This window comes from Lysobacter sp. KACC 24251 (assembly GCF_057747755.1).
The window spans coordinates 1,101,868-1,114,376 of the sequence record NZ_CM173222.1 but is presented as its reverse complement, the minus strand read 5'-3'; the positions used below and the strand labels follow the sequence as shown (position 1 = coordinate 1,114,376).

The following is a 12,509-nucleotide window of genomic DNA, read 5'->3' as shown; positions in this document are numbered from 1 at the left end:
GGTGACCGCGGCAACCGCGACTCCCCACTGCCTCCACCATACATCGCCACGGCTCCTCAGGCCATGACCGCAGGGCTGGGCGACAGGCGAATCATTCGCAGTTCCAACGCGCACCAACACCGGGGCGCATCATGGCGCCAGTCCGCATAAAGAACCCGTGATCGACCGACTGCTCATCGCCTGCCTTCGCTTCTACAAGCGCTGGATCAGCCCACTGCTGGGACCGCGCTGCCGCTTCCACCCCACGTGCTCGGTGTACGCGATGGAGGCGATCGGCCGCTTCGGCGCCCTCAAGGGCAGCTGGCTGGCGACCCGCCGGATCCTGCGTTGCCATCCGTTCCATCCGGGCGGCCTGGACCCCGTTCCGCCTGCTTCGGCAAAACCGCCCCACCCTCCCCACTCCCACTGACGGCCCCTACCGATGCCCAACACCCTCATCGTCAACGCACGACTGGTCAACGAAGGCCGCGAATTCGACGGCGACCTGCGCATCGAAGGCGGGCGCATCGCGGAAATCGGCAGCGGGCTGAGCGCGCGCGGCAACGAAACCGTGGTCGATGCCAAGGGGCGACGTTTGCTCCCGGGCATGATCGACGACCAGGTCCACTTCCGTGAGCCGGGCCTGGAGTACAAGGCCGACATGGCCACGGAGTCAGCGGCGGCCGTCGCCGGCGGGCTGACCAGCTTCATGGACATGCCCAACACCAACCCGCCCACGCTGGATGCCGACGCGCTGGAGGACAAGTACCGCCGCGCGAACGGCCGCGCGTGGGGCAACTACGGTTTCTACCTGGGCGCCAGCAACGACAACCTGGAGGCCGTGCGCCGCCTGGACCCGCTCACTGCGCCCGGGGTGAAGGTGTTCATGGGTGCCTCCACCGGCAACATGCTGGTCGACAACCCCGCGGTGCTGGACGGCATCTTCGCCGGCGCGCCCACGCCGATCATCACCCATTGCGAGGACACGCCGACCATCGACGCCGAACTGGCCCGCTACAAGGCCCAGTACGGCGACGACATTCCGGCCGAGTTCCACCCGGACATCCGCTCGCGCGAGGCGTGCCTGAAGTCGACCGAACTGGCCATTTCGCTGGCGCGCCGTCACGGCACTCGCCTGCACGTGCTGCACATCTCCACCGCCGACGAGCTGGCACTGTTCGAGGCCGGCCCGCTGATCCGCGCCGACGGCAGTCGCAAGCAGATCACCGCCGAGACCTGCATCCATTTCCTGCGCTTCGACCGCACCGACTACGCGACGCTGGGCCACCTGATCAAGTGCAATCCGGCCATCAAGGACAGCAGCGACCGCGAAGCCCTGATTGCCGCGGTGGCCGACGATGTGATCGACGTGCTGGCCACCGACCATGCGCCGCACACGCTGGAGGAGAAGGCCCGCCCCTATACCGGCGCACCGAGCGGCCTCCCGCTGGTGCAGTTCGCGCTCAACGCCGCGCTGGAACTGGTGCACGAAGGCAAGCTGACCACGGCTCAGGTGGTCCAGAAGTTCGCGCACGCGCCCGCACAGTTGTTCGACGTGGCCGAGCGCGGCTTCCTGCGCGAGGGTTATTTCGCCGACCTGGTGCTGGTGGATGACACGCCCTTCACCGTGCAGCGCTCTCAAGTGCTTTCCAAGTGCGGCTGGTCGCCGTTCGAAGGCCGCACGTTCCACTCGCGCATCGCCTCCACCTGGGTGAACGGCGTGTTGGCATGGGATGGTGAGCGGCTAGTGGGCGCGGCCAACGGCAAGCGACTGGTGTTCTCGCGCTGATGCGGCATTCGCTGGTGCGGCTCGCGTGGGTGGTGGCGCTGTCGGCATTGCTGGCCTCCGCCAGTGGCTGCGTCGCTGCCGGCGCTTCCGCTGCAGGACGCGCGAATGCCGACGTGGCACGGGTAACCTTCCTCCCGGCCGCCGTGCCCCAGGGGTCGCTGGTGCTAGGCCTGGCCGAAGCGGGTGCGACGGTGGAGTACGCCGGGCGCACCCTACGGATTTCCCCGGAGGGGCGTTTCGTGTTCGGCGTCGGGCGCGACGCCACGGGAGCGTTGGCAATCCACATCACCCGCCGCGACGGCACTGTGCTGGCCCACAGCATGGCGGTCACGCCGCGGGACTGGCCCGAGGAGCGCATTGACGGCGTGCCCCCGGCCACCGTGAACCCCCCGCCCGCGATCGCGGAACGCATCAGGGAGGAACAGGCGCGCGTGGCCGCAGCACGCCTGCGCGATGATGCGCGCGCCGACTTCGCCCAGTCGTTCGACTGGCCGGTTAAAGGACGGGTGAGCGGCCGCTTCGGCAACCGGCGTGTCTACAACGGCGAACCCGGGGCGGCCCACTCCGGCATGGATATCGCCGCGCCGGAGGGTGCACCGGTGAAGGCGCCGGCCGCCGGCGTGGTGTCGTTCGCCGACCCGGGTCTGTACCTCACCGGCGGCACGCTGCTGCTGGACCATGGCCATGGCATCAGCTCCAACTTCCTCCATCTGTCACGACTGGACGTGAAGGTGGGTGACCGCGTTGAACAGGGCCAGTTGATCGGTGCGGTGGGCGCTACCGGCCGCGCGACGGGGCCCCACCTGCATTGGGGCATGAACTGGTTCGACGTGCGGATCGATCCGCTGTTGGTGCTCGAGGCGTCGGAGGCGGCGCCACCGTAGCGCGTCTTCGATTCGCGCTCAGGCCGGCATTACCGGGCCGTGCCCGGCAACGTTCGCCACGGCATCGTGTGCGTGCAGGCTCTCGAAGTGGGACACCGTCGCGTCGAAGCGCTCAACCCGAGGGTCTGCCGATAGCACCGCCGCCACGCGGCGCGCGGCATCCTCGCAGAACATCAGATTCTCCGCGTTGAGCCGTGCGAATGCCTGCTCGTCCTCGCGCTTGACGGCGGTCTGCACAGGCGTGGCGAGACCCCGCTCCAACTCGTCGATCAGATGGCCCAACGGCAGTTCTTCGAAGGCGTGGCGCAGCTCGACGCGGACATCGGCACGGCTGCGCTGCGCGTGCGGAGTAGCGGCCATGCCGCGGGGCGAGGCCAGCCAGTCGCGCACCACGGCCGTGGACATCGGGCGCGCGTCGGCGAAATCTTCGGCAAAACGTTCGGCGTTGATCTGGCGTGACAAGGCCGCCGAGGCCGGGCAAGTACTGGAGTACTCGACGGCGAAGCGCAGCCCCAGGTGCAGGTGGCCGTCGGTGAGCCGGGCATCGATCTCCACCGGATACCGCTTCCAGCCGGCATGCTCACTGGCCAGCGCGGGGCGCAGCAGCAGGTGCTCGTAGCGCAGCACGAGCCGGGCCGCGCTGGAGAGTCCAGCTTGCGTGTCCACGAGCGTCTGGAGGATCCGACGCAGCCCAGCGGGCGTCACCACTTCGCTGGTGAAGGCGTGCTGCAGTTCCAGGTACAGGCGCGACATGTGGATGCCACGCTTGTCTGCCTTGGTCAGGTTGACGGCCACATCGGCCGAGGCCGCCACTTGCAGGGTCTCGCCGGTCCCGGAGGGCACCCGCAGCGGCAGCGCGATGTTTGACATCCCCACCCAATCCAGCGGACGCGCCGCGGCCGCAGCGTCGAAGGCCACGTCGGGAAGGGTGCGGGGCGGGTTGAGGGAAGTGGTCACGGCGGTTGATATGGGGTTGGATGGGAGGATCGCAACGCGACTCATTCTATCGGCCGGTCACGGGGTAACCGCTTGCGCCACCGGAACAATCAGTTCCGGGCTGCCTGCCACGTGGTCCACAGGGCGCGCCAGGCGGGCAACGGCCGGGCGACATCGCCCTGTTGGAGCCGCTGCCGGGCCAACGTGGCCGTCACTCGGCGAAATCGCGGGATGTCCGCCCGTGTTGTCGCAGCGCTCCGGCCGGCCAAGTCCGGCGCGGTAGCGTCGCCTCCCCCCCCGGGCGCTGGCGACAGCGCGGGCACGCGACGCGCCCACATGATCACCGCATTCCCCTGCCCCGCCCGGGCGAGTTCCTGTAGCGGCACGGCCCCTTCCCCCGAGACGACCAGCCGCGCGTGCAGCAATTGATGGCGCACCAGTAGGGCGCCGTTGAGCCCATGCGCCGCGCAGGGCGCATTGCGCGCCAAGGCGGCCTCGAGCGCGGCATCGATTCCGGCAAATGCGCGGGCTACCACCTCGACCTGCGCAAACGCCTCCGCGGCATCGGCCGGCCGCTCGCGACTGTCACGTAGCGCGGGCAGGACGTTGGCCAGGATCTGCCAGTCGTCTATTTGACCCTGCAGTACGCTACCCAACGGGTGGCGGCGCAGGCCGCGACTCCAGCCCAGCAGCTCTTCCTGCCACCAGCCCAGCTTTGCCTCGCCGGGGCGCGCATCCTGGCCGCCCCAAGCTGCGTCGGTAAGTTCCTGCTGCAGCGCGGCCCACGCCAGCAGCGTCCGCCGCTGGGCTTGTGGCACGAACACCTGCGCCACCGCCCATTCGGGCCAGCGCGCCAGCCATTTGTCGATGAAGCTGTCGGGGGCCGCGGTGATGTCGGGCGCCGACTGGGCGTGATTGTCCGAATCCTTCACGGCACAGGCCAGGCGCCAGGGGCACACAACACCTGTGGCTGCTCGACCATGGTGTCGCCGCGCCAGTCTTGCGGATGGTCACCGGGCAGGCGATAGCCCCACAGGGCCACGACCGACGGCATGCCGGCCGCGCGGGCGGCGACGATATCGCGCTCGTCGTCACCGACGTACACGCAGTCGGCGGGCGCCATCCCAATGCGCTCGGCGGCGACGATCAGCGGCAGCGGATCGGGCTTGCGCACCGGCAGCGTGTCGCCGCCGATGAGCACCGCACAGCGGTCCTCCCAGCCGAGCATCGGCACCAGCAGGGCGGCCAGGTATTCGGGCTTGTTGGTGACGATGCCCCACGCGCAGCCGGCGGCCTCCAGCGCGGTCAACATCGCTTCGACGCCCTCGAACGGCGCGCCGTGGCGGCCCAGTTCGCGGCCGTAGTGCTCCAGGAACTCAGGTACCCAGCCTTCGCGCTCGGCCACGTCCACATCCGGGAACGCTGCGCCGATCATCGCGCGGGCGCCCTTTGACACGTGTGGCCGCAGCGCGGCAAGCGTCATGGGTGCCCGGCCGCGCGCGGCAAGCATTCCATTGGTGGCCGCCAGCATGTCCGGGGCACTGTCCAGCAGCGTGCCATCCAGGTCGAACAGCACCGCCTTGGGGAAACCGATGGCCGTGGGATCAGCGCAGGGAGCGATGTCTCCTCCCCTCGCGGCCGCGGGATCGCGATGCTCGCGTCTCATGCCGGCTTGACCGCGCAGGCCAGGTAGTTGACGTCGGTTCGACGTGTCACCCGCGCGGCATTGCGCCACGGCTCGTACATCAGGCCGCTGACGTCCTCCAACTGCAGGCCGGCGTCGCGCAGCCAGGCCGCCAACTCGGACGGCTTGATGAAGTCGCGGTACTGGTGGGTGCCCCTGGGCAGCAATCGGGCCACGTATTCCGCGCCGACGATGGCCAGCGCGAAAGCGGCCGGGGTGCGGTTGAGCGTGGACAGGAACAGCTTGCCACCGGGCTTCAGCAGCGCGGCGCATGCCTGGATGATCGCCGCAGGATCGGGCACATGCTCCAGCATTTCCATGCAGGTGACAGCATCGAAATGGCCAGCCTTTTCCACGGCCAGGGTCTCGACCGACTGCAGTCGGTAATCCACCTTCACGCCCGACTCCAGACCGTGCAGGCGCGCGACCTTCACCAGTTCGGGCGCCAGGTCGATCGCGGTGACGTGCGCCCCTTCCTGGGCCAAGGCCTCGCTCAGCAGGCCGCCACCGCATCCCACGTCGAGCACGTCGGCATTGCGCAGCGTGGTCCGTGCCGCCACGTAGCCCAAACGCGCGGGATTCAGCGCGTGCAGCGCCTTCTGCGGGCCGTCCGGATCCCACCAGCGGTTGGCCAGCGCGCCGAACTTGTCGAGCTCGGCCTGGTTGAAGTTGGTGTCGTGTGACTGCGGCTGCGTGGTCATCAGGAAATCCGGATGGAGGCGATACGCGCGCGCCATTGGCGGGCGTTGGCGATGAGTTCTGCGAGGTCCATGCCCACCAGTTCGCGCTGGCGGAGCCTGGCCTTGCCGGCGATCCACACGTCGCTCACTTGCTGGCGACCGGCGGCATAGACCAACTGCGAGATCACATGGTGCAGGGGCTGGGTTTCCAGTTGGCCCAGGTCGACCAGCGCGAGATCCGCCAGCTTGCCCGCTTCGATGCTGCCCACCCGCGCGTCCAGGCCCAAGGCCTTGGCCCCGCCGAGGGTGGCGGCATGCAGCGCGCTGGCGGCGTCCAACGCCGATGCGTCGTTGGCCACCGCCTTGGCCAGCAGCGCCGCGGTGCGCATCTCGCCAAACATGTCGAGATCGTTGTTGCTGGCGCAGCCGTCGGTGCCGATGGCGAGGTTGACGCCGGCCTTCTGCAGCTTGCCCACGGGGCAGAAGCCCGAGGCCAGCTTCAGGTTGGATTCCGGACAATGCACCACGCTCACGCCGCGTTCGGCGCAGAGCGCGATCTCGGCGTCGGTCAGCTGGGTCATGTGCACGGCGATCAGGCGATCGTTGACCAGCCCAAGGCGGTCCAGGCGCCCGAGCGGGCGCTGGCCGTGCTTCTCCTGCGATTCGTCCGTCTCGTGCGCGGTTTCATGCACGTGGCAGTGCACGGGCACGTCCAACTGGTCGGCCAGCATGCGGATGCGCTCGAAGTTCGCGTCCGATACCGTGTACGGCGCATGCGGCGCGAAGGCCGTGCCCACCAGCGGGTCGTCGCGCCACTGGTCGTGCACCTCGGCGGCCTTGTCGAAGTATTCGTCAGAGGTGCGCGCCCACGCAGTGGGGAAGTCGATCACGGGCAGGCCGACGACGGCGCGGAAACCGTGGCGCTTGTACACCGCAGCCTGTACGTCGGGGAAGAAGTAGTTCTCGTTTGAGCAGGTTGTTCCGCCGCGCAGCATCTCGGCGATCGCCAGGGCGATGCCGTCGGCCACGAACCCGGGGCCGATGACTTCGGCTTCGATCGGCCAGATGTGGCCCTGCAACCACTGCATGAGCGGCAGATCGTCGGCGACGCCGCGCAGCAGCGTCATCGGGTTGTGGGTGTGGGCGTTGACCAGGCCGGGGATTAGCGCGCCGTCGGGGCGCGACACCACTTCGCGGGCCGAGAACCGCTGGCGGGCCAAGGCACGCGGCAGCACGGCCTGGATCACACCGCCGGTCACCACCACGGCATGGTCCTCCAGGACCACCCCGTGCGGGACGACCGGCACCACCCAGCCGGCTTCGATCAGAAGGTCACAGGCTTCGGGTGCGGCATGGATCGTCATCGGGCATTCCTGTCGGGGCCGCTCCCCGGCAGCCTGCACCGGGCGCATGACAGCGTGATGCAGGCCATCCGGCTGGCGGCAACGCACCGCCCGGTGTGGGCGGCGCGGGTTTCACCGGGGCGAGCTGGTCGCCCCGCCGGTATTACTTGACGCGCGAGACGTATTCGCCCGAGCGGGTATCGACCTTGATCACCTCATCCGTGCCCACGAACAGCGGCACGCGGACCACCGCGCCGGTCTCGAGGGTGGCCGGCTTGCCACCGCCGCCCGAGGTGTCGCCGCGCACGCCCGGGTCGGTCTCGGTGATCTTCAGCTCGACGAAATTCGGCGGCTGCACGGCGATCGGGGTGCCATTCCACAGGGTCACCACGCACTCCTCCTCGCCCTTGAGCCACTTCTCGGCGCCGCTCATGCCGGCCTTGTCCGACTGCACCTGCTCGAAGGTTTCCGGGTTCATGAAGTGCCAGTACTCGCCGTCGGCGTACAGGTACTGCATGTCGGTGTCGACCACATCCGCCACTTCCAGCGAGTCGGTCGCCTTCATGGTCAGTTCGACCACGCGACCCGACTTGATGTTGCGGTACTTCACGCGGGTGAACGCCTGGCCCTTGCCCGGCTTGACGTACTCGGTCTCGGTGATGACGCAGGGGTCATTGTTGACGAGGATCTTCTGACCGTTCTTCACGTCGTTCATGCCAAGGCTGGCCATGGTGCAACTCCTGGATGGTGCTTCTAGTTGGAATGGAGGGTCGCCAAGGGCGCGGCACGCGAGGCCACGCCCGGCTAGAATATTGGCCCGCGCTGCCGCCCGATGAGCAGCTTCGGCGCGAAATCAGTAGGCCATGATACCCGCTGCCCCCCTCCCCATGCAGCCCGCCCCTTCCCTGCCCCCCGGTTGGCAGCAACTGTGGCGGGACGCCGTGCGCGATCCCCGTGAGCTGCTGGCCATGCTCGGGTTGGATGGCCGGGGGCCCGGCCTGTCCGCCGAGGCCGCGGCACAGTTCCCGCTGCGGGTACCGCGCGGCTTCGTGGCCCGGATGCGCCACGGCGACCCGGCCGACCCCCTGCTGCGGCAGATCCTCCCGCTCGACGCCGAGATGCACCCCATGCCCGGCTTCAGCCTGGACGCGGTGGGAGATGCCGCAGCCAAGGCCGGCGACGGGGTGATCCGCAAATACAACGGTCGCGCCCTGCTGGTCACCACGGGCAGTTGCGCGATCCATTGCCGCTACTGCTTCCGGCGCCACTTCCCCTACGCCGAGGAGACCGCCGCGGCCGGAGGCTGGCAGGGAGCCATCGACCTGATCCGGGCCAATGCCTCCATCGAGGAGGTCATCCTGTCCGGCGGAGATCCGTGGTCGCTGGCCACCCACAAGCTGGTCGAGCTGACCGATGCGCTGGCCGCCGTGCCTCACTTGCGCCGCCTGCGCATCCACACCCGGCTGCCCGTGGTGCTGCCTGAGCGCGTCGATGGTGCCCTCCTGGCATGGCTGGACGCCCTTCCCTGGCCGGTCACGGTGGTACTGCACGCCAACCATGCCAACGAATTCGATGGGCACGTGGACACGGCGTTGGGCCGGCTGCGATCCACCGGTGCCCAGTTGCTCAACCAGGCGGTGCTGCTGCGGGGGGTCAACGACTCGGTCGATGCGCTGGCCGAGCTGAGCGAGCGTGGCCTCGCCGCCGGCGTACTGCCCTACTACCTGCACCAGTTGGACCGGGTCCAGGGCGCCGCCCATTTCGAAGTGGATGACGACCGCGCCAAGGCGCTGCACACCGCCCTGTCGGCCCGTCTGTCGGGCTACCTGGTGCCCCGGCTCGTTCGCGAGGTGGCGGGCGATACCGGTAAGCGACCGCTCTAGGTTGTGAGAACTCGCGTGAGGGATGGGCTCTTTCTCATGGACGGCCACCGCTGCTTCGTGGCATAACCCCGACCATGGAAATCGCCATGCAAATCGGCAAAGACAAGGCGCTTCGCCTGCTGATCGTCGACGACAGCGTCGAGGCGGCGGAGGCCATTGTCAGCGGACTGCGCAATGCCGGCATTGCCGTGCGCCCGACCCGCCCCGAGAACGAGGACGAGCTCAAGGAGCTCCTCGACAGCCAGACGCCGGACCTCATCATCGCCGCCCACGCCTCCCGGGCCGTCCCCCTGGCGCGGACGATGGCACTGGTGGTGGCCACCGGCAAGGACCTGCCCGTACTGGTCCTGTACGACTCGATCGACGATGCGCGCCTGCTGGAGGCCAGCGCCATGGGCGCGCGCGGCACCATCCTGCGCGACCGCGCGGCGCAGATCGAATACGTGGTGCGCTCCGAGTGGACCGACCTGGAGGCACGCCGCGCGCTGCGCCGGCTCGAGAACCACGTGCGCGAGACCGAGCGCCGCTGCGACGCGCTGATCGAGTCATCGCGCGACCCCATCGCATACATCCACGAAGGCATGCATATCCGGGCCAATTCGGCCTACCTGGAGATGTTCGGCTTCGACTCGTTCGAGGACATCGAGGGCATGTCGCTGCTCGACCTCGTGGCGCCGCAGTACGTGGAAGGCTTCAAGAAGCTGCTCAAGTCGCTGTCCAAGGGCGAGGCACCGCCGCCGCGGCACGAGATCCAGGCCCGGACGCTGGAAGGGGCGCAGTTCCCCGCGGTGATGGAATTCACCGTCGCCACGTACGAAGGCGAAGCCTGCCAGCAGCTCATCTTGCGCCGCCAGGAAACAGGCGCCGTGGACGAGGCGTTGCTGGAGGAACTGCGTCAACGCGACCAGGTCACCGGCCTGCTCAACCGCCAGGCTTTCCTGCGCCAGTTGGAGGACACGGTCGCCGACGCCGCCCAGAACGCGACCCAGCACGGCCTGCTTCTGGTGGAACCCGATCACTACGCCCGCCTGGTGCAGGAGATTGGCCTGGGTGCCGCGGATGAGCTGGTCAGCGCCTGCGCGGAACGACTGCGGCAGGCGCTGGGGCCGGACGACATCGCCGCCCGTTTCGGCGAGCACCAGTTCGCGATCCTGCGCCCGGGCGCCGACCACGGCGCGACCGTGGCACTTGCCGACCGGGTGCGTACGGCGTTTGCCGATGCCGTACTGGAAATGGGCAATCATTCCCTCAACATCACCGCCAGCATCGGCGGTGTGCAGATCAGCCAGCGCATCGCGAGCATGACCGCGGTGCTGGGCAAGGCGGCGGCCAGTGTGCAGTCGGCCATCGGCGTGGGCGGCAACCGTGTGGATCTCTTCGACCCGGGCGCCGTGGACCGCGCCGAGCAGGAGCGCATGGCCGCGTGGATCACACGGATCCGCCAGGCGCTGGACGGCGACGGTTTCCTGATGCACTTCCAGCCGCTGATCGGCCTGCATGGCGAACCGCGCGAGATGTACGAAGCATTCCTGCGCTTGCGCGGTGAGCACGGCGAAATCGTGCAGCCCCTGACGTTCCTGCAGGTCGCCGAGGAACACGGCCTGATGTGGGAGATCGACCGCTGGGTGGTGGGCAAGGCGATCAGCCTTATCGGCGAACGTGCCCGCAGCGACCATGAGACCACCATCCTGGTCAAGGTCACCGAGCATTCGCTGCAGGACGACGCCCTGGCGCGGCACATCGAGGAGCAACTGACCAGGCACGGTGCCGACGGACGCCTGCTGGTCATCGAGATCCCCGAGTCAAAGGTGTTCACCCACCTGCGAGCTGCCCAGGCTTTCCAGGCGCGACTGGCCCGGCTGGGCGTGCGCATCTGCCTGGAGCAGTTCGGCAGCGGCCTCAATTCGTTCCAGATGCTCAGTCACTTCGATGCCTCGGTGCTCAAGCTCGACCGGGCCTTCATGGACGACCTGCCAGGCAACCCCGAGCACCAGGCGCGCATCCGCGAGATGGCCGCCAAAGCCCGTGAACTGGGCAAGACCACCATCGCCGAGTTCGTGCAGGACGCAGGCAGCATGTCCATCCTGTTTGGCGCCGGGGTGGACTACGCGCAAGGTCACTTCCTGGCCGCCTCCAGCCCGAACATGGATTACGAATTCTAGGCAAGAAGCGTGGGCGGCACCTCCACGGGCCACTTCGTCCCGACCGGTTTCGGCTCGGAACCGGGCAACTGCGGGAGCCCCTCGGGCCAACCACCGGGCAAGTGCTCCCGCCGCAAAGAAAAAGCCCGCCTGCTGGCGGGCTTTTCACGCGGCCTGGAGGCGAACCTCAACCGACCACGGTGCCGCGGACCGGCGCGACCGGGGCGTCGCGCAGCGCCTGGATGCGCTCCGCCAGCGGCGGGTGGCTCATGAGCAGCTTGCGCAGGCCATGGCCCACCGCACCGCTGATGCCGAAGGCCGCCACCTGCTTGGGCAGGGTGCTCTCGCCATAGGTCTGGGACAGGCGCTCCAACGCGGCAATCATCTTCGGACGGCCCGCCAGACTGGCGCCGCCGGCGTCGGCCCGGAACTCGCGGTAACGCGAAAACCACATCGCGATCATGCTGGCGAACAGGCCAAACACCATGTCCAGCACGAACACGATGACGTAGTAGCCGATCCCGGGGGCACCGTCGCGGTTGCCGTTGAGGTAGCCATCCACCACGCGGCCGACCACGCGCGCCAGCACGATGACGAACGTATTCAGCACGCCCTGGATCAGCGCCATGGTCACCATGTCGCCATTGGCCACGTGGCTCACTTCGTGGGCCAGCACCGCCTCGGCCTCATCGCGATTCATCGCGCGCAACAGGCCGGTCGACACGGCGACGAGCGAGTTGTTGCGGCTGGGACCCGTGGCGAAGGCGTTGATCTCGGGCGCGTCGTAGATGGCCACTTCGGGCATCTTGATGCCGGCTGCCTCGGCCTGGCGACGCACCGTGGTCACCAGCCACTGCTCCGCCTCGTTGGCCGGCTGCTCGATCACGTGCGCGCCGGTGGAGCGCTTGGCCATCCACTTCGACATCATCAGCGAGATGAACGAACCGCCGAAGCCGAAGACCGTCGCCATCACCAGCAGGGCACCATTGTTGCCCAGTGTCACGCCGAACACGTTCTGCAGCACCGCCATGACGATGCTCAGCAACGCCAGTACGGCGAGGTTGGTGGCAAGGAAAAGTACGATCCGCTTGAACATGCTCAGAATCCTGCCGCGCACCGTGCGCGGATATCGGAAAAGTGTGGCAGTCTCGCATGGATTTCAAGTGAACCCTTCCGCTTTGCCGCTTCTG

General features: G+C 68.3%; 12 protein-coding genes. 5 read left to right on the top strand and 7 right to left on the bottom strand.

The annotated features are described in order from the left end of the window. Positions 1-157 precede the first annotated feature (157 nt). The 3 genes from yidD to AC3ARF_RS05345 are packed head-to-tail and all read left to right on the top strand — an operon-like array spanning position 158 to position 2,652. Positions 158-409 carry a membrane protein insertion efficiency factor YidD gene (gene yidD, locus AC3ARF_RS05355; protein WP_498930954.1) on the top strand — a complete coding sequence of 84 codons (252 nt, stop codon included), beginning with the start codon at positions 158-160 and terminating at the stop codon, positions 407-409. A 12-nt stretch (positions 410-421) separates the two neighbouring features. After that, positions 422-1,768, top strand: a complete 1,347-nt coding sequence (locus tag AC3ARF_RS05350; RefSeq protein WP_498930952.1) for a dihydroorotase — start codon at positions 422-424, stop codon at positions 1,766-1,768. A 38-nt stretch (positions 1,769-1,806) separates the two neighbouring features. Beyond that, positions 1,807-2,652: a M23 family metallopeptidase gene (locus AC3ARF_RS05345; protein WP_498931763.1), complete on the top strand. Its 846-nt coding sequence runs from the start codon at positions 1,807-1,809 to the stop codon at positions 2,650-2,652. An 18-nt stretch (positions 2,653-2,670) separates the two neighbouring features. Here the strand turns inward: AC3ARF_RS05345 and folE2 are convergent, their stop codons facing one another. The 6 genes from folE2 to efp all read right to left on the bottom strand — a co-directional run bounded on the left by folE2 (position 2,671) and on the right by efp (position 8,025). Beyond that, on the bottom strand, positions 2,671-3,609 hold the full coding sequence (folE2, locus tag AC3ARF_RS05340) for a GTP cyclohydrolase FolE2 (RefSeq protein ID WP_498930950.1): 939 nt from the start codon (positions 3,607-3,609) through the stop codon (positions 2,671-2,673). Between the two features lie 89 nt (positions 3,610-3,698). Then, positions 3,699-4,520, bottom strand: a complete 822-nt coding sequence (locus AC3ARF_RS05335) for a hypothetical protein (RefSeq protein WP_498930948.1) — start codon at positions 4,518-4,520, stop codon at positions 3,699-3,701. Beyond that, complete coding sequence (locus AC3ARF_RS05330; protein WP_498930946.1) at positions 4,517-5,254, bottom strand: phosphoglycolate phosphatase; 738 nt, start codon at positions 5,252-5,254, stop codon at positions 4,517-4,519. The genes AC3ARF_RS05335 and AC3ARF_RS05330 overlap by 4 nt, the downstream gene beginning before the upstream one ends. Further along, positions 5,251-5,973, bottom strand: coding sequence for a bifunctional 2-polyprenyl-6-hydroxyphenol methylase/3-demethylubiquinol 3-O-methyltransferase UbiG (gene ubiG, locus AC3ARF_RS05325; RefSeq protein WP_498930944.1), 723 nt, complete (start codon positions 5,971-5,973; stop codon positions 5,251-5,253). Before ubiG ends, AC3ARF_RS05330 begins: the two co-directional genes overlap by 4 nt. Further along, on the bottom strand, positions 5,973-7,316 hold the full coding sequence (locus tag AC3ARF_RS05320; RefSeq protein WP_498930941.1) for a TRZ/ATZ family hydrolase: 1,344 nt from the start codon (positions 7,314-7,316) through the stop codon (positions 5,973-5,975). Before AC3ARF_RS05320 ends, ubiG begins: the two co-directional genes overlap by 1 nt. A 142-nt stretch (positions 7,317-7,458) precedes the next feature. Beyond that, positions 7,459-8,025 (bottom strand): elongation factor P, encoded by a 567-nt coding sequence (efp, locus tag AC3ARF_RS05315; protein WP_498930940.1) that lies wholly within the window; start codon positions 8,023-8,025, stop codon positions 7,459-7,461. Between the two features lie 133 nt (positions 8,026-8,158). Here efp and epmB point away from each other — a divergent pair, with 133 nt between their 5' ends. Both epmB and AC3ARF_RS05305 read left to right on the top strand, forming a co-directional pair. Next, on the top strand, positions 8,159-9,178 hold the full coding sequence (epmB, locus tag AC3ARF_RS05310) for an EF-P beta-lysylation protein EpmB (protein WP_498930938.1): 1,020 nt from the start codon (positions 8,159-8,161) through the stop codon (positions 9,176-9,178). 86 nt (positions 9,179-9,264) lie between these two features. Then, the gene (locus AC3ARF_RS05305; RefSeq protein WP_498930936.1) at positions 9,265-11,340 is read left to right on the top strand and encodes an EAL domain-containing protein; all 2,076 of its coding nucleotides are present in this window, start codon (positions 9,265-9,267) and stop codon (positions 11,338-11,340) included. 166 nt (positions 11,341-11,506) lie between these two features. On the opposite strand, the gene htpX is transcribed toward AC3ARF_RS05305, so the two are convergent. Continuing rightward, the gene (htpX, locus tag AC3ARF_RS05300; RefSeq protein WP_498930934.1) at positions 11,507-12,415 is read right to left on the bottom strand and encodes a protease HtpX; all 909 of its coding nucleotides are present in this window, start codon (positions 12,413-12,415) and stop codon (positions 11,507-11,509) included. Positions 12,416-12,509 lie beyond the last annotated feature (94 nt).